17 protein-coding genes are annotated in these 24540 nt (G+C 52.5%); all 17 read right to left on the reverse strand.

Going from position 1 to position 24540, the window contains the following annotated elements:
• Positions 1 to 5: 5 nt before the first annotated feature.
• Positions 6 to 1604, reverse strand: a complete 1599-nt coding sequence (tssA, locus tag KB890_RS03180; protein ID WP_020324647.1) for a type VI secretion system protein TssA — start codon at positions 1602 to 1604, stop codon at positions 6 to 8.
• A complete protein-coding gene (locus KB890_RS03185) occupies positions 1601 to 5059 on the reverse strand; it encodes an ImcF-related family protein (protein WP_077253207.1) in 3459 nt (1152 codons plus the stop codon). The genes tssA and KB890_RS03185 overlap by 4 nt, the downstream gene beginning before the upstream one ends.
• On the reverse strand, positions 5056 to 6264 hold the full coding sequence (locus tag KB890_RS03190; RefSeq protein ID WP_020324630.1) for a hypothetical protein: 1209 nt from the start codon (positions 6262 to 6264) through the stop codon (positions 5056 to 5058). The genes KB890_RS03185 and KB890_RS03190 overlap by 4 nt, the downstream gene beginning before the upstream one ends.
• A 746-nt stretch (positions 6265 to 7010) precedes the next feature.
• Positions 7011 to 7505, reverse strand: a complete 495-nt coding sequence (locus KB890_RS03195; protein WP_071531917.1) for a sugar ABC transporter permease — start codon at positions 7503 to 7505, stop codon at positions 7011 to 7013.
• A 205-nt stretch (positions 7506 to 7710) separates the two neighbouring features.
• Positions 7711 to 8809 (reverse strand): IS3 family transposase gene (locus KB890_RS03200; RefSeq protein ID WP_088426872.1). Its coding sequence is split into 2 segments (ribosomal slippage): positions 7711 to 8557 and positions 8556 to 8809, totalling 1101 coding nucleotides; the frame shifts between segments, so codons are not numbered across the junction.
• A gap of 192 nt (positions 8810 to 9001) precedes the next feature.
• Positions 9002 to 9523, reverse strand: coding sequence for a hypothetical protein (locus KB890_RS03205; protein ID WP_071579625.1), 522 nt, complete (start codon positions 9521 to 9523; stop codon positions 9002 to 9004).
• Positions 9524 to 9702: 179 nt separating this feature from the next.
• Positions 9703 to 10470: a hypothetical protein gene (locus KB890_RS03210; protein ID WP_015958252.1), complete on the reverse strand. Its 768-nt coding sequence runs from the start codon at positions 10468 to 10470 to the stop codon at positions 9703 to 9705.
• Positions 10457 to 12475: a M23 family metallopeptidase gene (locus KB890_RS03215; RefSeq protein ID WP_020806164.1), complete on the reverse strand. Its 2019-nt coding sequence runs from the start codon at positions 12473 to 12475 to the stop codon at positions 10457 to 10459. Before KB890_RS03215 ends, KB890_RS03210 begins: the two co-directional genes overlap by 14 nt.
• Before the next feature lie 35 nt (positions 12476 to 12510).
• The gene (locus tag KB890_RS03220) at positions 12511 to 12873 is read right to left on the reverse strand and encodes a hypothetical protein (RefSeq protein ID WP_071527865.1); all 363 of its coding nucleotides are present in this window, start codon (positions 12871 to 12873) and stop codon (positions 12511 to 12513) included.
• Between the two features lie 394 nt (positions 12874 to 13267).
• Positions 13268 to 13672, reverse strand: coding sequence for a hypothetical protein (locus KB890_RS03225; protein WP_223168863.1), 405 nt, complete (start codon positions 13670 to 13672; stop codon positions 13268 to 13270).
• A 4-nt stretch (positions 13673 to 13676) separates the two neighbouring features.
• Complete coding sequence (locus tag KB890_RS03230) at positions 13677 to 14888, reverse strand: hypothetical protein (RefSeq protein ID WP_004190533.1); 1212 nt, start codon at positions 14886 to 14888, stop codon at positions 13677 to 13679.
• Complete coding sequence (locus KB890_RS03235) at positions 14881 to 17391, reverse strand: type VI secretion system Vgr family protein (RefSeq protein ID WP_020323832.1); 2511 nt, start codon at positions 17389 to 17391, stop codon at positions 14881 to 14883. Before KB890_RS03235 ends, KB890_RS03230 begins: the two co-directional genes overlap by 8 nt.
• Before the next feature lies 1 nt (position 17392).
• A complete protein-coding gene (gene tssH, locus KB890_RS03240) occupies positions 17393 to 20047 on the reverse strand; it encodes a type VI secretion system ATPase TssH (protein ID WP_020323826.1) in 2655 nt (884 codons plus the stop codon).
• Positions 20048 to 20311: 264 nt separating this feature from the next.
• Complete coding sequence (gene hcp / locus KB890_RS03245) at positions 20312 to 20803, reverse strand: type VI secretion system effector Hcp (RefSeq protein WP_002902160.1); 492 nt, start codon at positions 20801 to 20803, stop codon at positions 20312 to 20314.
• A 4-nt stretch (positions 20804 to 20807) separates the two neighbouring features.
• Positions 20808 to 22514: an OmpA family protein gene (locus KB890_RS03250; RefSeq protein ID WP_020323828.1), complete on the reverse strand. Its 1707-nt coding sequence runs from the start codon at positions 22512 to 22514 to the stop codon at positions 20808 to 20810.
• Positions 22511 to 23200 carry a type VI secretion system protein TssL, short form gene (tssL, locus tag KB890_RS03255; protein ID WP_020323825.1) on the reverse strand — a complete coding sequence of 230 codons (690 nt, stop codon included), beginning with the start codon at positions 23198 to 23200 and terminating at the stop codon, positions 22511 to 22513. The genes KB890_RS03250 and tssL overlap by 4 nt, the downstream gene beginning before the upstream one ends.
• The gene (gene tssK / locus KB890_RS03260; RefSeq protein WP_020323830.1) at positions 23197 to 24540 is read right to left on the reverse strand and encodes a type VI secretion system baseplate subunit TssK; all 1344 of its coding nucleotides are present in this window, start codon (positions 24538 to 24540) and stop codon (positions 23197 to 23199) included. Before tssK ends, tssL begins: the two co-directional genes overlap by 4 nt.

The following is a 24540-nucleotide window of genomic DNA, read 5'->3' on the forward strand; positions in this document are numbered from 1 at the left end:
TTCTGTTAGCCGCAAAGCACCGCGCTACTGGCTGGATCGAGCGCAATCAGACCTGCCAGCAATTGATCCATCTCCGGTTGCAACCGTAACTTTTCACTCTCGCTGCGCGTGGCTTTCATGCGCAGTAGCCTGAGCCGTCGCGATTTAATCTCGAACAACAGGGCTGGGATCCACTGCGTGAGGGTGATTGATCCCGCCGCATCGTCGAGTTCTCGCAGAAGATAGAGCGCGAGGTCATTCTTCCCCTTTTGTTCGGCCACGCGGGCCATCAGCAGGCGCAACAGCCATTTTTCTTTAGTGGATTCAGTGCCCGGGCGCGTCTGAATCCAGTGGAGTGCAGCATCGAGACCGTCAGTGTCAGCCTTCTCGAGCGCTTCAGGTTCAAGGGCCAGAATGTCGTTATCAGCGCCGCTGGCAGCCGATACTGGCTCATCCTGCCAGACGGACATATCGTCGAGTACACTCTGATTTATCCAGTTCAGCGTGACCTCATCGGCAAATGGTGTGCCGTCGTTAAAAGCTAATGTTTCAAGCCCGGTGAGACGGCGCAGCAATCCTTTCAGATCGGCAATTATAATATCGGCCAGCACATCCTGACCCGACCTCACCAGCGCCTGATGGATATACCATTGCAGGTCAAGCCAGAGGTGGTTAGCGCCACGTGAGAAGGTACTGTCCGCCTGTTCCAGTATCTCCGACCAGCTCTGTTGCAGGTACAGCCGCTTGAGCATGGCACGCTGATCTGCTCTGGGAGGCTCGATACGTGTTTTTCCTTCAGCATCAGGCGCAGGGATGATTGTCAAGGTGTCATGACGAAGGCTTTTCATTAGCCGATGTGCGGCAAGCCAGCCATCGGGTTGAACACGCAGATATGCTGTCAGGGTTCGCGCCTGGGCCAGCAGATCCTGACCGGAGGTGATGTTACTGAGAACCGGCGCTTCGTATTCAGCCATGCGTGAAGCGGTTTGAGCCAGCCCCCGGTTTCCGACGTTCTGCGGCACCACCGCATCGACTCCCCCGCCCTTTATCAAACGAGACTCCAGTGCACCCCAGAGTGCTTGCAGATCTGGCCGTGATGTTTCTGGTTCTGTCGTCAGACAATCATCAATGAGAAGCAGCGCGCCGACGGTACGCCTTGCGTCCTCCCGCACAACTTCTGGAAAAAGTGAAAGACTGTCTAAGATACGAGTACCCGCCAGCCACTCGAGGGCTGCTTTGCGGCTACGGTCGCGCTGCGGATAAAGCTGCATACCATATCGTTGCAGCAAGCCTGCCAGCAGCTCCAGCCCATCGGCCAAGCCAGCTTCCCCGTACTGGTGCAAACGGGCCCAGCAGTAATAGGTAACAATCCGGATATCTTTTGTTGTTGCCAGTAACTGTCCAGCCAACTGGCAAATCAGTACGGTATCGACACCGGAGATCTTATTGACCTCCTCGCGGATACGCTGAAAATCATCGTCATAGCCCGGATCGCTCCCGGTGGGCTGGCTATCACTGATTGGCGCAAGCCAGGACTGCCACTTCGCCTGACGTGACCGGGCCTGCTGGCGCAGTACGCTTTCATCCAACTGACTGGCGGCAACCAAATTTTGTAGAATACTCATAATTCCATCTCATCCATGTCACTATTCCCTACCCCCGTCGTCAGGGCCTGTGCGCTCTCAGCCGCATCGACAGTGAAAATCTTATCCGGCAGGGTCAATCCGCGCAGCGCCAGAAGCGCCAGCGGGCCGCTCCCAAGCTGGGAGCGCAATACCCACTGCAGGGTGCGGCCATCCGGGGCGGAGAAGCTCATCATCCACTGGCTGCGATCCAGCGGATGGCGTTTACCCTGCTCCAGCCAGCGAATAAAGCCCCAGGTACCGCTGTAGTCACCGAACAGACGCGTGCCCGCATTGACGGTGGTCCAGGTCAGCAGAGTGCCGGGTTTATACGTCTCCCCCGGCCAGCGGAAAGTCTGCCAGTCGGCCATCTGATTGAAATAGCGCAGCTTTTGGCCGTCTATCGTCAGCTGTGTCTCGACAACCTCCGGGGCAGGCCTGGCCTGTAACTCAAAGCTGATCCCCTGGCTGCCGTCGGTGAAAAGAATGTCGGACAGCTGGCTTAGCTGGTTGATCGCGCGCAGAAAGGCCGGATTAAAGACCAGGCCGTGACTGTTGACCTTATCCGGCACCCATTGGCTGCCTTCTTTATGCAGGACACCGTTCAGCTCCGTCGTGAGAAAACGTTCGATTCGCCCGCTGTCTTTGCGCACAAACTCAGCCAGCATCGGCAGGGAGGCATCGCTTTTGCTGGCGGCAAACGGAAAGCGTCCGTCAAAGGCGGTGTGCCAGTTGGTGACCACCGAGCGGCGCCATTTATCATTCAGACTGGCCGCCGACGGCAGAAGCACGGTTTCCCAGGCCTGAGTCAGCGGCTGCACAAACAGAGTATTACCGAAGCCACTCCACTCTTCGCCAAGGCTTGCCGAAATCAGGCTACCGTACTGTTGCGTGTCGGTCAGGTCGACGCTTTTCCCCTGGAAGACGGTCTGCGCCAGAGTCTGCATCATCTCCAGCGGATCGGAGGCATTCGCAACCTGCTGCAGGCGCAGGCGCACGCGGGTGATACGGGTCAGATAGGTTTGCAGGCTCAGGGAGCTATCGGCCGACATGACGTTGCTGCCCGTGTTTTTCCCCATCAGCTGGAGCAGTGGGCCGAACGTGTCATCCAGAGGCCCCTGCGGGCCGGCTGCCGACTGGTCGATGACCGGCTTGTCTTTCCCGCCCACCAGATCTTTGGCCGATTTAATAAGGCTGTCCGACAGCCCCTTCCTTTGTTGCCCCGCCTGCCCCTGCCAGGCAAGGGTATTCATCAGGGCAATCAGCGGCGACTGGCGGACATCGCTAATCAGCGTGAGCTGGTCGGTAACATCGGCGATATTGGTCGCCGGATTAAGTCGCAGACTGTTGAGAAAATTCAGCCAGCTGCCGGCGAAATCGGTGAAGTAGCGTCGGGTCAGACGCGCTTTCAGCGCCTCCGGCGACAGGTCTGTCGACACCGTTTTGCGCGAATCGCTCAGCACCCAGTCGATTTCCTCCCGGCGCGAGCTGGCTGCCTTATCAATGGCCTGCTGAATGCCGCCTTCCCATGCCTGGCGGGTAAACATCCCCGGGACCACTTCATCGGTGGTAAACAGGCGGCGCGCATCGGTGCCACTGGTCATGTCTTCCAGCGATACATCGGCAAAATTACGACGCACGGATTTGAGCATGTTCTCATATAAGGTGCTTTCGGCATTGCGGCGACCTAGCTGCTGCAACAGAACCTGACGGCTCTGACTCACCCGTTGCGCATCCGGGATGATCTTCCACTCTGGCCGCTCGGGCAGCAGGGAGAGATAAAAGGCCCACAAATCCGGCGCCAGACTTTGCCACAGACCGGTCGAGATCCCCATTCGCGTCGGCTGGACCGTTTTCATGGTCTGCGCAAAAAATGCGTCATCGGCTTTATCCGGACGAGCCATCATCAGCCAGGCTTTCAGCTGGTCATAGCCCGGTTTCGCCAGCTTGGCTCGTTGGTCGCTATTGGGGGCGGAGTTGACCAGCGCGTTGAGCGCCTGCTGCAACGCGGCATTGGCCGGGTCACGTATCAGGCGATGATTTGCCACACCGTACCAGGGTAGGACGGCGTTTAATAGTTGCTGATGATGGTCCAGACCAAAGCGCCGATACCAGGGCGCCCCCTTCTGCCCATCGTGCACGAGACGGCCGGCCTCATTGCGCAGGGCATGGAGGGCCGTCAGTTGATAGTCAGAAACGGAGGGGTGGGCCACCAGGTCGCGGGCTTTTCCCGCTACCGAAGCAATCTGACTGTAATTGAGGGCAAAGGAGAGCAGCAGTCCCGCCGCCCACAGGCCGAGGATGGCCAGCAGACCGCACGCCAGGCCCCGCTCCCACGCCATTCCCACGTGATGCCCGCGTAAACGGCGGCAGTCATCGACGATCCCCAGCCAGGTGGCGGGCAGCGTCAGGAGATGAGGCTGGCCCGCAGGCGAGGTATCCGCCTCCTGATACGGATCTACGGTACGAGGCTCTGGCAGGCTAAACATCAGGCCTCGCAGCGCAAGCCGCTGCCGCGAGGCGGTCAGCCACGGCGCCAGCTGCCAGCGCCATTGCGCGATCCCCCCGTCGATAAGCTGCTGTCCCAGACGCAGCAGAAAGTCGTGGCGGGTCTCCTCCGCGATCTGGCGCATCCCCTGCTCCCGCAGCGTGGGCAGCATCTGCGCAAGCTGACGGGCGACATCGTCCTCGGTAGCGCGCAACGGGAAGCTAACCCCTACCGCCTGCACCGCGCGGTCAGCCTGCGGCCACTCACTATCGCATAGTTTCCACAACCAGACCGGGGCGGCATAGCCCAGCAGTTCGCTGATTTTTTCCAGCCCGTGCAGGTCGCTCTCGCTTATCTGCGGCGTCAGGGTGAGAGACGACGGCATCACCCGCACAATTCCGTCCAGAGGACGGCCACGGCGCAGCTTGCGCAGCGCGATGTATTTTTCTCGGTCAGGCTCCGATGCAAGGCTGCCGCCGTAAATCAGCACGGTGCGGTTGCCTTCAAGCCAGTGCTGCTGACGCAGGCCAGGCACCAGTTGTTCGATTGCCGCCTCGTCGCCGGTGACTAAAAGCAGGCGGACTTTGCGCCGCCAGTGAATTCCAATTCGGGTTCGCAGATGGTCACGAATCCTGGCACACATCACCACTGCTGGAGAAACAGAGATGTTTTCACTCTCATCTTTTCTCTTATTGTCATCACCACGAGTGACATCCAGGAGCGCCTCAAACTCCTTTTTACCGGCACTGCGAGCTGTCCACAGGAGCATAACTAACATGATAAAGATACATCCGGTAATGCAGCACCCACCAATAAGCCAGTAATTCTGCTGCTGACTATCGCCCTCAAGTCCGGCCATGTCAGGATGTTTCCAGACGATAAATGTCATTGCAGCCAAGAGTAAAAAGAGAATGAATACGACTGAAAGATAGCGACCTTCCGTAGTTTTCGGTGCTAAAAGTAACTTCACAGATCCATCTCCTGTCTTGAAGCTATCGGGGTAATAAGCGTGCTCCATAGCACTTTCTGAGTGGTATCCCCGCAGATAATCATCTGCGGGGAATGTGTTTGTCGGGCGATTTCAGTGGCGGCAGCAATAGCCAGCCAGGGTGCAGCGGCTCCAGCATTCCCCATGGATATATCGAGTGAAATGACAGCCTCATCTTTTACGCACTGCGCAGGATGTGCATTCTGACATCCAATCGCTTCTGCACGTTGCTCACCTGTCATTCCAGCGAGCCATAAATTTTTCACCATACTTTCTTTTAGCGGGACGTTCCAGGCGGCCATCCTCATCCCTTCGCTAAGTTCACCTGAGGGAGCAGCATCTGGCCGGTGTAGTAATGCGAGGGGGTCAAGCGCCTCTTGCGTTAGGCGGTTGCCAAGAAGTAGAGCAACAGCCGCTTCAGCAGTATTGTTTGTAACAACCGGATCAATCTGGAGGCCAACGATCAATAACATTGCTTTATCTTTAATACGTTCATTTAACCAGCGGTCAATTACACTAAGACCACGCCCTTCAACGTGTTCAACAGGAAAAGTGATATTGTTCTTTTGCCATGCCTCATCCCAGTAATGGCGAATGTTCTCCAAAGGCAGCGATGTTGTTACATCAAAAACTACTACTAGTGGGCATTTATCAGGGATTTGTGTAAAAGGAATGTCTGCAATCATCTGCGAAAAAATATTCATTATCACGAATTCCATAGAATCCTGCGGGCTGGAAGAAATTTGGCTCATTCTGGCGCTTTCATTACCATCCCGGCCGACCTGTGAAACAATAATGCTGTCGTTGTTTTGCATAGCAATAGCGGTATCTTTCTGAGCAACTGATGAGTGGCCGGTAATAAATGTTGCACTCAGCACTTGTAATGCACGCCGTGCCTTACGGGTTTCTCGAAGAATCCACTGTTCTCGCTGTTTGTCAAAAGCGTTTGCTTTGCTATCCTGTAAAGACCAAACAAGCAGACGAGAAGAAAGCAAGACACTCCACAAAGCAACAGGAAAACCTAAAGCTAATCTCCAGAAGTACAGATTTTCAACATAACGCCCAAATATACGCATTATGATAATACTGACTGAAAGCATGACAACCAGAGCAACAAGCCAACGAGAAAATTTCAGAGGCTTAGGTCTGGGGTAGCGTTCTGGCAAATGTTTAAGTGTATATGGCATTAATTTCCTCATATTACAGGATGGCTAAATTAGCTTGATATGCAGGCGAAACAAAAACTCACCACATTATATTTCTTTCATTAGCAAACTCACACTTAAACATACGACCATCCTTTTTGGTAAAAAACAGAAATCAACGTGCTAGTTTACTTTTGTCGTTGAAGTGGCCTTCCATTTTTTTCAGCATGTAATTTAACAGAGACTTGTCTTTTTTAATTATAATCAGGAATCGGAGGGTTTTCTCCACCACACCTACCGTTTTCAACTATGATATTCTCTTCCCCTCGTAGGGCATATTTCAATCCATTTTATACGCGAAATAGTTGACAGTAACTGGGTCTATCCCACCAATACATCCAATTAATAAGCAAATAAAACAGTGCCTTCGTCATTGGTAAAGCTACTGTTTATTTCAACTGATTCTTTTACCCCCCATTCAGATTAATATCCATTTCACAGTCAATAATATAATCATTTGAAATTCAATCATCCTTACCCTTTGTCACCTGTTTTACAGATAAATACTCTGCAGTATTATTCTGGTTGATTTCCTTTTTCATCACCAGTAAATGCTTACCAGAATTACCTTCCCACTTTGTAGAAAAGATTGGATTTTTAGTAAAAATAGAGTTTATTGGTTACAAAATAATATGCAACACAACCTAAAAAGCAGCAAGAGCGCTGAATAATGATTAATCAACAACACCCTTAATTTAGGGCGAGATGCTTACATCAATACTCACAAGCTATTTTTGCAGCATAAATTTATTGGCAGCTTTGCAAGCTAAAGTTCCGTCGGGAAGAGAATCAAACAAAGAGGTAAAGTTATATAGAACTGTTTTCCCATTAACTTTCTTAAATTCAATAAAATACCCATAAGCACCATCATCATCACATTTTTTTCTAATAGACTCTGGTAGTGCAAAAGATACATTCCATACACACACTTTTTCATTTGGGAAAACTGCCGATGTGTTAACAGGATACTTTGATTTTTTGTCCACTCCCCAGCCATAGTAAACCTCAGATACATTGACAAGTGTACTGTATTTATTTTTGATAAGTAAATCACTTTCAACATAACGCCTCATTTCTTTTGAAGACATTTCAATCAACAACTTCTTATTATTTTTTTTGAAAACCTCTCTTAGAGAATCTATATTTGAGTTATCCATACACTCTTCTGCCAGTACACATGAGCTGTAACCAAGTAACAATGCTAAAACATAATAATACTTCACATCATCTCCAGTATTAAATTTTTTTTATCACCTTGTTCTTCCATCCTCTTTCGAGAGTAGATTGGCTCCAAGGATTTCACGCAATTCTGCAATATTAGAAATCGCTGCTTCTCTCGAGCCCGAATTTATTATTTTTTGTGCATAAGAATAATATGAATTAGGTACATAGAACCTGACCCTGGCCCAAAATCAGTGCAGTGCTAAATCAGAGTTCTTCGTCTTTCCGGAGATTTCGGATGAATTCAGCCGGAGTCATGTCATTTAATGATGAATGCGTTCTCTCATGATTATATTCCCTGCGCCAGTTGTCGAGTTTGTCCTGCGCATCTTCCAGCGAGAGAAACCAGTGAATGTTCAGGCATTCATCCCGCAGACTGCCGTTCAATGATTCAATAAACGGGTTATCCGTTGGTTTTCCGGGGCGGGAGAAGTCCATTGTAACACCGTGCTGATACGCCCATTTATCCAGACTTTTCGAGATAAACTCGCTGCCGTTATCTGTCTGAATACGTACCGGCAGGCGCTTGCCCAGCACCCGCAACCTTTCCATCACACCGACCACATCCTCACCTTTCAGCGACTTTCCGGCATGGATCGCCACACACTCCCGACTAAAATTATCCACTACAGTCAGCGCCCGGAAACGTCGTCCGTTAAACAGGTTATCCGACACGAAATCCATACTCCAGCACTGATCGACTCCGCTCAGGACCGGACGTTGCTGACGATGTGCTGCACTGACATGCCTGCGGGGGCGCTTTTTGCGCAGGTTGAGGCCTTCCAGACAGTAAATCCGGTGTGTTTTCTTGTGGTTAACAGGCCAGCCTTCCCGCCGCAGCTGAATATGAATACGCGGGCAACCGTAGCGGATCCGGGTTTCCGCTATTTCCCGGATACGCAGGGTTATCGCCCGATCATCCCGCCGGCTCTGCCAGTGGTAAACGGTTCTGCTCTGCATCAGCAGTCCGCATCCCCGTCGGACACTGATACGGTAAGCCTCCCGCAGAAAATGCACCGCCTGACGCTTCTGAGCCGGCCTCAGAACTTTTTTTGATAACTTCCTGCAGCATCACCTTGTCCAGACTTAAATCAGCCACCAGACGTTTCAGACGCTGATTCTCTTCCTCAAGCTGGCGCAGGCGGCGCAGTTTTGTCACGCCCATGCCGCCAAACTTTTTCTTCCAGTTGTAAAATGTGGCTTCAGAAATGCCCATCTTTCTGCAGACTTCCTCCACCCGAGTGCCGGTTTCGGCCTGTTTCAGCGCAAATGCTATCTGTTCTTCGGTATAGCGGGTCTTTTTCATGGCGATGTGCCTCTCTGTGAGATGGAAGAAAGACCGGAGACTTCAGTTTAGCCTGACACTGTTTTCAGGGAGGAGATCAAAGGTTAAGCGGGATACTTACAGAGAACATTTCCCCAGCAATGGCACTTGAAAAACACAGCATACATATGATTAATGAAAAGTATCTAAACAAAGCTACTGACCTCAATATCATTAAGGACTGGAAGGGAGTATCTTTGATCTTATAGACTGGCAAATGGACCTTCCTAAAAGCTTATAGCTAATAATTCCATCAACATTCAACTCATTCGTAAAGATATGCCCAGGGGCTTTTGAGTCGAACGTATAAATAAATAACTTATTATCTTTCATTGCATAAAAAAGAACTCCATCGAAACCAGAAACTTGATCATCAGAGTAAGATGATAATATTTTGGCAATCAGAGTTCTGGATGATAAATCTGTTATGGATTTTATTAGTATATTGTCATCAATACCTTTTGGGAGCGTATTCAAATATACGTTATCAATATAAGGGGTATAATCATTTTGATCGCACGAAGGAGTGTGAGGATTGTCCACACCGTAATAATTTCTAAAAAAGCCATCAAGGACATATTTATAATCATTTGCAGAAGGCAATGCCTTTACAAGTAAGGATATTCCTCCGGGATCACCTGCTATCACTCTCAATGACAACAACAGTAACATACTTATAGCTATAAAATTTTTCATCGACCGCCACCTTCATCTTTCACAGATTTAGTTTTGCTATCAAATCCGAAAAAATTATTGATTTTACTGAGGGTTGATAATCCATGCTTATCCTCATGAGAAAGTATGATTGGGATCAATTGCTAATGATTCACGAGAAAATTTTTTGCGCTGATAGTAAATAGCCATTTGAAAAAGCATCATTTCATATTGATAAGCTCTCCCCCCAATTCATCAAGTGTTTTCTCTCCCGAGAAAAGCTGTCGGCATTTACTGTCAATTACAGCATCATCTTTATCTCTTGGGAATATAATTTTCATTTTTCTTGCTATATCCCACACACCTGGGAATGAATCAACCGCACAATCCAAATCGTTTGGCGCAATATATTCTCCATTGACAGATATTTTCCCTAGATATATTGAACCACCAGGGTAAAACAAGCTATTCTGATCTGGCTCAGATGAGGAATTACTCCAAAAACCTTTGCCTGACAAAAGGTTTTTATTCCCATTAAACTTAGATACTATCGCCTGATATGACCTAAAGTGAGCATCAATCACAACTAATGCCAGAACTAATTTTTTTTCAAAATTAACATCTATAATAGAAGAAATTGAATTATTAAAGTAATGAATAGAATGAATTCGAATTGACTGTCCTTTGCAATCTATAAGCTCCTTAACATCAAGATATTTATTTCCTGATGCTAAAAGCACGCCTAAATGATCACTAGTTAGAGAAATACCTCCAGCACCAGAGATTAATGAATCATTCCAATTTTCTATTTTGCATGAGTAATCCGTATTTAATTGATCATCGTGAACATTTACATATCCAGCTTTATCCTTATCTAAATGGATGCTTACACCATCGATATCAATTGTGTTGTAATATCCAGCCCAAGAATTAAGAGCAGTAGCACAAAGCATCATAAACAAAAATGAATTAGTTTTAAACTTCATCATCAATCATCTCTTTTGCTTTTTTAGTAGCTATTTTCCTTTCTGCAATTCCTTTATCTGCACCATTTATATTTTTAGTTACTTTCAAAATAATGCTGTCATCATCAGATTTCCCAATTTTGTCCTCATCCATAATTTTGAGAACTTTAGACTTAAAACAAACTATAAAAAAACCACCTGTATCAATACAGTTATATGCATTTTCTGTCACTTTCTGAGGGTTTCCTATTTTTGGTGGTTTTTTCTTCATACCGGCTGAATTTTTTTTCTTGTACTCCGGGTCATCCCACCAATATTTATCAAAGTCATTTTTTGACAACCAACCTCGATATACCCAGTAGCTTGAATATGTGTTAAGTCCAGTTAGCATTTTAAACCCTCTACCTCTGAATTTTTGTGCATCTACATCTCCACAGTTACCGTTAATCCAGCTATAGGATCCTGTGATATACCCTCCACGGGAATTGTATTTTTTCCCGGAGAAATAGTTATCCTTCTCGGCTTTAAGAGCTCCGTACCAATGACCTAGCTTAGTAGTTTCATTAAATGTTGATGCTTCAACAATCACACCACCTTGCTGAACACCATCAACAATAATTTGTTGCTGGCTAGTTTCTTGCATGGACAATAAATAACCTGATTCAACTGCACCCTGCCCTAAAAAATGACAAATTCTATTTGCATCAGATAAGTTATACTTTCGCATGATTGTATTTATGTCCGCATAGTACTCTAATGTAATTTTTTTAATACCTTCAAGTGCATTTTTATTTTTTTTACTAGCATTCGCCGTCATTACTTTTTCAATTACTTCAGAGTCGAGCCAACTACATTTCCTGAAATGTCGAATAAATGATTTTGGCTCAAAATGCCACAACCGGTCAGAACTCAACGCTCCAGAATCAAAGCATAGTGCTTCCGCATGGGATTTAAACTTTGCATAATCGGCTTCCGTCATCGGTTCATGCTCTTCATTTCCCGTTTTCAGCCACGAAAAACGGATGTCGATCGTACTTTTTTCCCATTCAAATGGGAAATGACAGATTAGCTTCCCGCACTGGTTATCGAAGTCACCAACTTCGTGAAGTTTCTTGATAATAGCTGAATTACACTGGCTGTTGCTATCACTATCGTCATCTACCATCTGCCAGCCCGTCCAGTGAGGGAAATCAGCGTCACTAAACTTTTTAATACTGGAATCAGCAAGGTTGATCACCCCTTTACCACCCGGGTAATTGACTGTCATCCATAATGGTGCGTCTGCCGGTACCAGTGTTTCATGGTCCGTGTTGATCACTCGCCCAAAGCGAAGTAATTCAAACCCGGCACTTGGGCTCTCCTTATAATTCCGCATCGCGGTTTTATAGAGATTGTATTCGTAGTCATCACCATCTGCATTAACCAGTGGTTCACCCAGCAGATCATATTTTCCGTCAGTCTGCGTATTTTTCTGACGAGTAACCATCGTGCACTTGCCTTGGGCCAGAGTCATGCTGGCATACAGAGGCACATTGCTGGTATATAGTTCAGAAAGTCCGGTGGTAGAAATGCTGTTATCTGCTGGAGCCTTGTCATAAAACTTTGTCTGCGGTGGCAGATAAAAGTGAATATCACCATAAACCGCATCGGTGCGGCCATTCTTCGAAATATCCAGCTCTCCTGTTTTCCTGCCCGTTAGCTTGCTGATGTTGTCATCATCGCAGAAAATCTGGAAATGGAAAGCATTCACTCCATCAACCATGCCTGGAAGGCCTATAGGATCCTTACGGTAAACTTTATCACCGGCTTTAACAGTTTCAGCCAGCGACTTCAGATGCATGTATAAGGAATAGAAAGCCACTTTTCCTTCATCACCGCTACCGATCTCGGTTTCATGCTTTATGAGCACATAACCATCATTACTCCCCTTTGTATTGGGTTTATCGGCGTTGATGTTGAATGGTGCTAGGTCGCGCTTGTCTGAGCTTTTGCGGAGTGAAATGACGGTACCGTCAGCTATCGCCCGCACGCTCTCAGCAGGCCTTCCAAGATGTTATTACCTGTTTATTTCTGAATATTAATCTCATATTGTTTTTCAAAATATTGCCCCGCACTAGCAACAACCCCGCCCCTAATATTAATTGTTACAATCCCTTGCAACTGAGGCTTACCTTCTATAGTAAAGTTATTATATACATATTTTGTGTAATATTTTTTTTCAGAAAATACTAATTTCAATCCAGAATTTGATGGGTGAATTTCATAACTCAGATCAACAACTGGTCCTGTACCTCCAGAGATGGTGATTGGAACATAATATTCCTGATCTATATATCCATCTGGTAACTTATTAGGCTCAAATACAAGGTGATTGCCACAGCCAGTTAGAAAGAAAGAAATTACAAAAGCTCTTAGATAGTGATTCATTTTTAATCATGATATTTTTGTAAATACCATCCCCCCAAAAGTATGGTTTAGAAATTCTCCTAATTTTAATGATACTCGAAGCGAGTTATCTTTAACTTCACCCCATGAAAAAAGTCTCAGCGAGACAAGCTCTTCTAAACTCGTTTCGTTAGTGATTATCCAGATTAAATTCCTTCCTCAATTTTCAAAAAACTCCATCTCTAAATTACCAGGGATAAGATCTTTCGATTATTTCGTCAGGCTTTTAGGATTACGGTAAAAAAACCTGGTGTTACTTGTGCCCACCTTGACATACCCACTCTTTTAAAACCACTCGATATCACCCCTCCAAATTGTAATACCGGCGACCACATTGTCTACTTTAATATCATTAAAGACATGATCTAAAATAAATTCAATCAACATTTATTTGATATTTTTTAGTAAACACCTGTGATTTTGAATACATAGATGCATATGTTTTTGCAACTATTTCAACGGTTATCACACCTTTTATTCTGGGCACTCCACTTATTACAAGTTCGTTAGGGCTGCTACCTTTTTTAAAGTCATTTTTTTCATTCCCCATAAAGCTTGGTTCTATATCCAGACCGGAATTATCAGGAGTTAATTTTGCTCTAAAATTACTTGAAACAAAAGAAATAACCTCTCCACTCCCCTGAAATCTCATAACCAAACCTTGCTGATAAAACGTCCCTATCTTGGCATTTTTCAACCGCCCCCCACTTGGATAAAACTCTATTTTACCTGAAGAGCAGGATGCTAAAAAAACAAACAAACAGATTAGATATTTTTTCATAAAACTATTCTAGTGATTTAAACACCACCCCTCCAAAAATGCTTCCCATTACATCTGAAAGAGCAAGATGCCTCTTAATCTGATTTTTTACCTTACCCCAAGAGAATAATTTCAATTGAACTAACTCATTTTCCTTAGTCGTTAATGAAATGACCTCACCATACTGTGTGGTTATAGGTCCATCCCAAACAATCCAATGATTCTTAGCCGTGACAGTGGAGTCAAATCCATCAAGTATACCAGCTGATATCAAAGTAACAACTCGACAACCTTTTCTAATATACTCATTGAGGGTACTTAGTTCTTTCAGATTTACGTGCGATAGCCCGACATTACTAAACTCTTTTTGATAACCAGCACTTACAAACCATTCAGTAAGCGCTCCCCATAATGTTATCCCTGAAGCCTGGTCATCAATTTCGTCATAACTCATAATGGAATTTTCGGAGTCCCTTAAAGAAGCGAGGGTTATCCAATCGATCCCCTTCACTCGTTCTCCATAAGCATCATAGAAAGCCCCCATAGGATGCCGACAACTATTGCTTGGAACTATATTTAACGCACCTATTTTAGTTTTCCCATACAACCAAAGCTCATTAACTGCTTGTTTATAAATATCAGGTCTATCCATTAACAGGCAATAAAAAAATGATGCTGGCCCACACAAACTAGTATCCCCTTGATTTGGATAACTACTGCGATTCATCCTCGAAAGGATCTGATGTTCTATCTTATTTTTATCGAAGGGATCATCAGGACTACCTACAGGATACTCTTTTGCAATAAACGCTCTTTTCTGACAGGTAATCTGCACAGTATGTATATTATCCTCACCCTTATCATTAACCGGTTTTGTCTGCGCCTTTGTCTCAAAATAACAAACATTTTCACGCTTATTTTTAGAATATGCTTGCCCTGATGCCATTTCACCAAGTGTGTACATCTTTTTCGCAGGCGAGGAAAGCACAGAAAACAACTTACCTCCGTGCTTGCGATATAAGTTCATTTCCATTATGTAGATTACAGATAACCCATCCTCTGTGTCATTCGTTTCATGAGACTGAGTTTGATAATTTGATGTTACTGGTTGTTGCGCCACTGACAGTAGTATATGTTTTTTATTACTGGCATCAGTTCTGTAAACATTCAGATCGTAAAAAAGGTCGACTGCTGAAACATTCGATTCAATCTTTGTATAAATATTATATTTAGGCATTGATGGCCTCCGGTATCATATGCAGCAGAACATCCTGTACCTGTGCAGAAGTAAACAACTTCGTATACCCCTCGCCATCACTGACACCCTCTAATACCGAGCCATCAGCCAGAAAGGCCCTGTAAGGTGTATTCAGCATCGGCATCCCATTATCATCTGTACACAGGTAGCGAATATTATGGCTGTCGTCATTTATCGCATTAGCTAAAGGTGCAATGTCAGGCTTATGCTGCGCTTTTTCCCGCCTGACGTAATACCCGGCCCTTGTTCTGTACTCACCTGCCGTCGCTGATTCAATGCCACTGGCATTGAGCGTGATATAACTTCCCCCGCCGTTTATCGTGACCCGTTTTTTCGCAATAATTTCGATACTGTCTTCCGTGCTGACAATGCTGATTTCCTTCCGGGCAAGCAGCGCCATCAGGTCATTCTGCGCCTGCATCTGTACCGGTCCCTGATTCGCTATCAGCCTGATCCCAAGCTTTCGCACAAACACGCTCAGGGCACTGCCCACCCCGATGAACAGATTTTTCACCACGCTGACATCCGCATTCTTTCCGGCCGTGGCAATCAGGTTATGCCCGGCTGAGACCTGCAGATGCTCCCCGCTGGTCAGCGCTATCCCCTCCGGCGCGCTGAGCAGCAGCACCGATTTTTTGAGGTCCGTCAGCTGCTGCTCCAGCAGGGTAATTTGCGCCTGGAGATCGGCCGGGTTCGCGGTCGCCTTCTGCGCGTCACCGGAGATGGACATCATCTGCTCCCGGGCTTCAGCCAGATTGCTGACCGCCGGCTCCATCGCCAGCACCTGCCCCTGAGCCTGCACCTGCCCGTCAGCGCTGATAAAAATACCCTTCTGTGCCCGGATAGCTCCCCAACTGTCGGTTCTCAGCTCAAAGCCTTCGCCGCGCGGCTGCTTTTCAGCATCCACCAGATGCCCGAGATTGAGCTGGCTTTTACCGCCGTACTCCGTGCTGACCTTGATATGTTCTTTCCCGCGCTCGTCGTCGAGGCGGATTTTGTTGTTGGCCGGGGTGCGCAGGACGTTACGTTTGTCATTGCGAATGGTGACGTGGTCGCCGTGCGCCGAGTCGTGCAGCACGCCCGCGATATACGGCCGGTCGGGGTTACCATCCTCAAAGCCAATCGCCACCTCCGTCCCCGCCAGCAGCGGCAGGTGCAGACCGTAGGTGTCTCCGGCATACGGCCGCGACTGGCGGACCCACAGGCTCTCGAACCCGGTTTCCCAGCGCGCCCGGTCAAACAGCATATTCACCCGGTAGCGCCCGTGTTTGTCGATATGCCCGTAGGTGTCGTTTTCCCGGGTGCTGGTCACGCGGGCCGGCAGCGTCCCGGCCATCACCGGACGCGCGCCGGGCTCAGGCCGGTAGCCGACGTCCGGGCTGTCCGGTATGCCGGCAAACTCCACCGCAAAGTCGGCATCGCGCCGGGCGTGGCTGTGCATCGCCGTGACGAGCACGCCATCAGCAAACTCCCCGGCCACCTCCTCTCCGCCGGTGACCTTCAACACCTGTCCCGGGCAGAGCGTCGGGCAGCTGGTGGTGGCCTGCATCCGGGTCTGGCCGTTAAGATAACGCTCATGGCGAAGCCGGGCGTAAAACGCCCCGGACTCCGGCGCCGGATGGCGGTCATGGACATTCCCGGCGGTCAGGTAGTTATCTCCCCAGTGGTAAGCCTCACCAAAGGTGGTGGTCTCCCCGCGGGTGACATCCACCTGCGCGTTCATGTCCGCCGTCGCCTCGCGGTAGTTGTAGTCGCGGGTACTGACCTGCTGCTCCACGACGCGGTGGCGGCATGCCATCTCCCACACCGCGTCCACCCCGGCCGACTGCTGCCCTGACGGCGGGACCGAAGGCAACGTCAGCCCCTTCTCATAGCCCTGCTGACTGTCGCAGAACTCAGCGACGTCGATGTGCAGCCGCGTGTCGGCGGTAAACCGAAACCAGATCCCCACCTCACCCAGCAGCCGGGTGATAAAGCGCAGGTCATCCTCGCCGTACTGCATCACCTGCTCGCGGCGCGGATACGTTTTTGTCAGCGAGAACAGAAAATCCTGACCGCGCAGGCCGTGGCGCTCGCGGAGGATTTTTTCCACAATCTGCGGAACGGACTGGTCCTGGTAAATGGCGTTCTGGTGCGAGCGGTTAAGCAGCGCCAGGCGCGGCTGAAGCGTCAGCGCGTAGTGCGTTTCATCCCTGGAGGTACTGAGCCGTTCAAACCCCGTCACCACGCCCTGGATCACCCGCACGGGTTGCTGAACATTGATGCCGAAGCCCTGAGCCACCGGCGCCTGCAGCGTCAGGGAGGCTGCCTTCATCAGCATCATCTCTTTGCTGATGGCATGGTCTGCGCTGGTGAATTCAATACGGTAGCGGAACGGCTGGCTCAGGGCTTCATCGCCCTCGAAGGCCAGCACATCAAGCCCGGCTTCACATCCCTTCACCGAAAGCAGGTGGTGGTTATGGCTGAACAACAACGATTTCACGCTACTCATCGGATATTGTCCCCTCGTCAAACGCCATCACGACGCCTTCCTCTTCGTGATACCCCAGCGTCACCTGGCGCGGTTTCTGCCCCGCCGCCATATGGCTCAATAGCTGCTGACTCAGCGCCGGCAGGATCTGCTGATTGAGCAGACTGTCGACGTTACGGGCGCCGGTATCCGGCAGCAGGCAGGCCTCGGTCAGCGCGTCGAACAGGCTCTCGCTGAGGGTGGTGTTGATTCCGTAATGGCAAGCCAGACGCTGACTTACCTGCCCGAGCTTCATGCCGACAATGGTGCGCAGCGCTCCCGCCGGCAGCGGACGGTAAATCACCGTCTGGAAGCGGGCCAGCAGCGCCGGCTGGAAGTGGCCGCGCAGCACCGGGCGCAGCAGCTCGTGCAGGTCTGATTCGCTGGCCTCCGGCTGTTCATCCAGCAACTGCATCAGGAGGTCGCTTCCGAGGTTGGCGGTCATCAGGATCACGGTGTTGCGAAAGTCGATTTCACGCCCCTCGCCGTCGCGCATTACCCCCCGGTCGAAGACCTGGTAGAACAGGTTCATCACATCGCGATGGGCCTTTTCCACCTCATCGAGCAGCACCACGCTGTAGGGGCGTTTGCGCACCGCCTCGGTCAGGATCCCGCCCTGGCCGTAGCCGACGTAGCCGGGCGGAGAACCCTTCAGCTGGCTGACGGTGTGCGGCTCCTGGTACTCGGAGAGATTGATGGTGATCAGCGCTTTCTCGCCGCCGAACAGCGCATCGGCCAGGGCGAGCGCCGTTTCCGTTTTGCCGGTGCCGCTCGGCCCGACCAGCAGGAACACCCCTTGCGGACCGTTCTCCGGCGTCAGGCCGGTTTTCGCGGCGCGCAGGCGCCGGGCAATAGCGCTCAGGGCCGCCTGCTGGCCAACCACCCGTTTGCCGAGACTCTCTTCCAGACTCAGCAGCTCCGTCTGCTCATCTTTCATTAGCGAGGAGAGCGGCACGCCGGTCCAGTCGGCAATCACCGTCGCCACGGTGCGGACGTCGACGTCCAGCCCGAGCAGCGGATTGCCCTGCTGGACGGCGATAAGCGCGGTTTGTAGATCGCTAATTTCCGCCTGGCGGGAGATATCGCGGCGACAGGCGAGCAGCGCTTCCGTCAGCTGCAGCTCCTGACCATACTGAGTTTCAAGGGTATCCAGCGCCAGAATAAGGCGGATCTCCTCCTGCTCAATGGCCGCCAGCCGATCGCCGCGGGCGCTGTTGCCCAGCGCAATATCTTCCAGCAGCGCCTGCTTCTCCATTGCCAGCGCGGTGAGCTGCGCCTTCATGCGGGTCAGCGGCTGAGGCACGGTATCCAAACTCATACGCAGGCGGGCGGAAGCGGTGTCGAGTAAATCCACTGCCTTGTCCGGCAGCTGGCGGCCGGTGAGATAGCGTCGTGACAGCGTCACGGCGGCGCGCACCGCATCATCCGTGATATGCACGCCGTGGTGGTCGGCATAGCGGGACTTCAGGCCGCGCAGCATCAGGCAGGCGGTGTCGTCGTCCGGCTCATCCACCTTGACCATCTGAAAGCGGCGCTCCAGCGCGGCGTCGCGCTCGAAGTACTGCTTGTATTCAGACCAGGTGGTGGCGGCGATGGTCCGCAGCTCGCCCCGGGCCAGCGCCGGCTTCAACAGGTTGGCGGCATCCGCGCCGCCCGCCTGATTACCCGCGCCGATGATCGTGTGCGCCTCGTCGATAAACAGCAGCACCGGCGAAGGCGACTGCTGTACCGCCTCAATGATATTTTTCAGCCGCTGCTCGAACTCGCCTTTGACCCCGGCGCCGGCCTGCAGCAGACCGAGGTCAAGGGTGCGCACCGACACCGGCTTCAGCGCGTCGGGGACGTTGCCTTCGGCAATGCGCAGCGCCAGGCCTTCCACCAGAGCGGTCTTGCCCACGCCCGGCTCACCGACGAGGATCGGGTTGTTTTTTCGCCGACGGGAGAGAATATCCACCATCTGGCGGATTTCCGTGTCGCGTCCGAACACCGGGTCAATCTGGCCGTCTCTGGCTTTGGCGGTGACGTCGAGAGTGAATTTGTCCAGCGCGTTCTGCAGCGCCGGGTTGAGCCCATCCGCATTCAGTTCGCTGCCCGCAGGACGCCCCACAAATTCCACGTCCCCGCCATGGGGCTGCGCCAGCGCCGCTTCCTGCTGCGCTGGCGGACGTTCGTCGGACTGGGCATCCAGCAAGGAGCGCAGGCGTTCCAGCTGACGCTGGCCCAGCGTTAACAGCGGCCACAGGCCATCGCACTGGATCAGATTCTGTTTTTCAACCAGCGCCATCAGCAGGTGAACACTGCGGATCTGCGCTTCGCCGCTGAGAGAGGCAATCAGCCAGGCCTCCTGCATCAGCCTCAGGGTATGGTCAGAGAGCTGGGGACGATGACGTACCGAGCGCGGCTGTTTATCCAGCCAGCTCAGCAGATCCTGCCACAGCGCATCCATATCCCATTCATAGCGCCGCGCCAGCACCGTCAGATCGCCTTCCCCCTGTTCCAGCAGCTTAAGCAGCCAGTGCTCGGGCAGGATCTCGGCATGCGCCCGGGTCTGGCACAGGGAGGCCGCCCCCTCCATTGCGCGGGCACAGCAGGGATTAAGACGGCGTAACAGGCTGGCTGGATTTTCCATGAGATCCTCTCTTATTGTTTCCGGACACGCTACCGCCCGTCGCTGTTCCTGAACAGGAACCCCAAGCGCACAAGGTCAGGCAGACAGATTGTGTTTTTCTTTGCTGAGACCCCGTATCTCAGGCGCTCAGCAAAAAACGGCGGGCAGAGAAACGCTGCCCGCATCAGGCGATCGCCCGCAATAATCCCCGGCCGCAGAGATAACGATGCGGCCGGGATGAGCGAACGTCGCCTGCGCGCCAGCGGCGCGAAATATGACGGGCAATTACGCGGTGGCGCGTTCGTTCCAGCTATCGGAGTGAATGATGTTGCCGTCTTTATAGGTCCAGGTGATCTTCTCGTAGCGCAGCTCAATCTGTTCCAGATGGTTGTGCTTCTCGTAGGCGGGGTTTTTGATGTCGTGCATCAGGGGATTCACTTTCACCACCTTGACGTTCTCAAGTTTGGTATTGAAATACTCCACTTCCTGGCCGGCATCGTTGATTCGGTACCACTTAAACTCGGCGGACTTCAGGGTCTGACCGGTGGTCACCGCCTTGTACAGGTAGGGGCTGGAGGAGTCGATCTCCTTGGTGAACAGGAACGGCGTATGAATACGCGTGCCGGTCAGTTTGCCGGTGTTGTTATCGGTCGGGATGTACAGGTTATGCTCCTGAGCCACCACTTCGATACTGCCTTCACGATCCTGAACGTCGACAGACCCTTTAATGTCCGCGCCGCCGTCGTCTTTCAGCCAAAGATAAACAGGAATTGCCATGGAATTACTCTCCATTGTGTAGTGAAGCGCCATCATCCTGGGATGACGCAGAGGGTTGGTCCGGTAACCGGCAGGCGTCTACCTGCGGCACCAGACTGATTTCGACACGACGGTTCAGCGCACGGCCTTCCGGCGTATCGTTTGTTGCAATTGGTCGGCTTTCGCCATAGCCCTGAACGGCAAAGCAGCTGTCCGGCACGTCGCCGGTATCGCGCATCCAGTCGCGGACCGATTCCGCACGTTTCAGCGACAATAGCTGGTTGGCTTTTTCCTCACCCACGCTGTCGGTGTGGCCCGCCACCACAATCAGCCACCCGGGCCTGGCCTTAATGTCCATCAGCGAGCTGACCAGCCGCTTTGTCGAACCAGGCTTCAGTACCCATTTCCCGGTATCGAATAGCGACATGCTGTCAAGGCGGATGACGTTCGGCGCGACGCGCTGCACCGGCCTGGGCGGCGGTGGAGGCGGCACGTAACCGCGAATCGCCTCCAGCAACGGCAGGCGAATCTGCTCCCCGTGATACAAGCCCAGACTCTGGCGCAGCGGGACGCCGTTACGCGCCCAGCTATCAAGCAGCGCGGCATCTTCACGCAGCACCCTGACAGCGCTGGCTTTTGGTCGATAATCATCCATCGCAATCCGCTCATAACGGGCAATATCGACGCCCACGCGCTGCAGCAGTTGTCGATTGTTCCAGCCACTGCTGAGCAGCGCGGCGACAGCCGCGAGGGTGAAAATCGCGAGCGCCGCGCGCCAGGCCCAGCCTCGTGGCGTGAGTCCCCGTCCCGCCGGTAACTGCGGCAGGATGAATTCCGGCAAAGCTGAAGCGTCCCCGGTGTCGCTCTCGCCAGGCTGCCAGCCAGCTACCCGCGACAGGCCGCTATGTCGGGATAACCACGTCGTCCAGGCCGACGATGCCAGACTTCCAGGCAGCGAGGGCCCGAGGCCCCACAGCACGGCCGCAGGGGGCAGAGGTGGCAGGTCGGTATTCTCTTCCGTCAACACGGCATGGACGTGCTGTTCAAACCAGCCCATCAGGCTGTTCATCAGCACCTGCTGCTCCAGCGCGGCCGCCCCACCGGCGCTTACCCAGGCCGGTACGGAACAGGGGGCGCAGGAGGGCTGCCAGACTTTGACCGCTTCACCCGGTATCGCCGCCTGCCACAACAGGTCGCGACTCATCGCGCTGCCCACCTGCCCCTGCAGCGCCAGCGGTACGGCATACCCCGTCTGCTGACGCAGCTGGCTGAGTTGCCAGCGCAGGGCCAGCAGAGCGCTGGTCAGCGCATCGCTTTGCGCATGCCGCTGCGGGCAGACGCAGAGCAGCACCGACAGCTGAGGCCCCCATTCCGGCCGCTGGCTCAATACCTGGCGCGCGACCTGCTGCAGCTCCTCCGTCTTTTCCACGCGGATCCAGCAGCCCTGTTTGACGACTCGCACCGGTGACGCTGGCGGCCAGACACACGGCAGGTCGCCGCAAACGAGGACCACCGGCTGGCGATAAGCGCCCTCCGGGAGAGGGTCCAGGGTTGATGCGACGTTACGTCCGGTACGACGACTGGCGATGCGCCAGATCCCGATGATCAGGGCCAGCGTGACCAGCAGAATGAGCCACGCCCCCCAGCGGGGAACCGGCAAAAATAGCAGGCACACCAGCGCACTCAGCAGACTGGCCCACAGCGCCAGCCCACGCTGCTGCGCGGGGCTCATTTCACCTCCCCCGGTAACAAGGTCAGCAGCAGGTGATCGAGCCAGTGGTTGAGTCCCCACCACAGGGCGAGTACCACCACCACGCTCAGGCCAATACGTACCGGCCATGGGGCCAGCCAGCCGCTTATCCCCAGACCGGCGCGACTCTCTACCAGTACGGGAGCGGTAGCCGGGCGCTGAAAAGGAGGAACACGCTCACCGAGCGCGTTGACCAGCTTCAGGCGCTCGGGGTCGTGGAGGGAGCGAAAGCTGCCAATAAAACCCAGCAGCATCACCCGCTGAAAACAGGTGACCACGGCCAGGTTGGGCGCCGGCTCACGCAACACATCACGCATCCGCTCGCACAGGGTGTCGCCGGCGTCCATGGTGCCGAGGAAGTGCCCCTGCAGCGGAATGTCATACCACTGCAGGCAGGCCTCATCCTCCACGCCGCGACCTTTCACGGCTTCATCGAGCAGCGCGCACTGGGCGGTGAGAATATGCTGACAGCTGGCGTCATCAAGCCCGCTCGCCTTCAGCTCATGTTGCACGCGCTCGACATCAGCAATACAGCGCTGCCATAGCGTGTACCCTTCCTCATCGCGGAACTGCGGGCCGTGGCGCAGGCTGATAACCTGCAGCCAGGTGTTCTGCAGCAGCGCATCAATATCAATGGACGCGGCGTTGCCGCGTTTAGGCTCATTCACGTTCGTAGTACCGCAAAAAGTTCAAGTTCAGGCTCACCGAGCATCCCCGGGACGTAAAACATACAGGTGCCGCTCTGCAGCATTTCCGTCGCCAGAGGGTGGGACACATCGAGGCTGAAATACTGATTTTCCAGACGTAGCGGGATCGCCGCCGGCACATGACGCAATGGCGTGAGGGGCACCCCTGTCCGCGAGGAGTTGACGATGGCTTTGACATGATCCGGACTGCCCACTTTGCACTGGCGCGGAAACTGCTCCTGCAGTTGGGCGACCGGTACCGACGAACGAACCGACAGGTAGTAATCAGCCCCTTCCCGCAGCCGGGCATCGTGCAGACGCGCCTGCCAGAAGTGCAGCCGGACATCATGCTCCAGCGCAATCGCCACCACCCGCGATGGCAGGCTCGCCTCCAGCAGGTCGCTCAGTAAATCAAACAGCGGCGGAAAAACCGCGTTCAGCTGGTCATGCTGATAGAACGGGACGGCATTCGCCTGATGGGTGAGCGAAAAGGTCAGCAGGCTACCAGCCAGGCGCGCCAGCTCCGGGTAGAGGCGTTCCGGCGGGCTTTGCCGGTAACGCAGAAAGTACCCCAGCACCGGCTCGGCGCTGTTCAGCGCATTCAGCAACCAGAACAGAGAGACATCGGCTACGGCAAAATCAGCCATCCGTTCATTGCTTTCGCGACGCATGGCCATCAGGCGCGTCAGACGAGCCCGGAGCTGGATGAGCAGCTGTTCAAGCTGCGTCGCCAGCCAGCGGCTGCCCTGGATCTGCAGCAGCGGCGGGAGAAACGTCTCGTCGATAAGCCAGGCCCCCTGCGAGTCCCGCTGCAGGCGAACAAGCGGACAGGTCAGGTAATCGCTGTTGTCCTGGTGGGCGAAGCGGAGGGTCAGCTCCGGCTGTATGACGGCAATCTGCCGGGTATCATCCCCAAACTGGTTACGGACATCGCGCCAGCGCTGGCGGAAGCGCGCCGGCCTTTCGGCCACCTCCTCCGGCTTCAGACAGTTGCCGCCATTCGCCTGCATCAGGGGCAGCGCCAGCACGATCACCGCCTCGCCGGATGCGCCGTCCAGCGACAGCGCGGACGGCAGCGCATCGGCATTGTCCGTATCAATCATCGTGCCATCCTGGAACCGGACCTGCAGCCTGTGAGCCTGCAGGCGGCCCAGTTTGAGCATCTCTGGTTCGAAGGTCGCCTCAACCACTCCCCAGGGGTGGTTAAGACCCATCCGGGCAATCACTTCCGCAGTCCAGGCTGCATACGCAGCCTGCTGTTGAAAATGCTGAGGCGACACCATAATGCCCCGGCCCCACAACGGACGTTCCGTTTTCATCAT

The sequence above is a fragment of the Klebsiella sp. P1954 genome, from assembly GCF_018199955.1.
GTDB classification, from domain to species: domain Bacteria; phylum Pseudomonadota; class Gammaproteobacteria; order Enterobacterales; family Enterobacteriaceae; genus Klebsiella; species Klebsiella pneumoniae.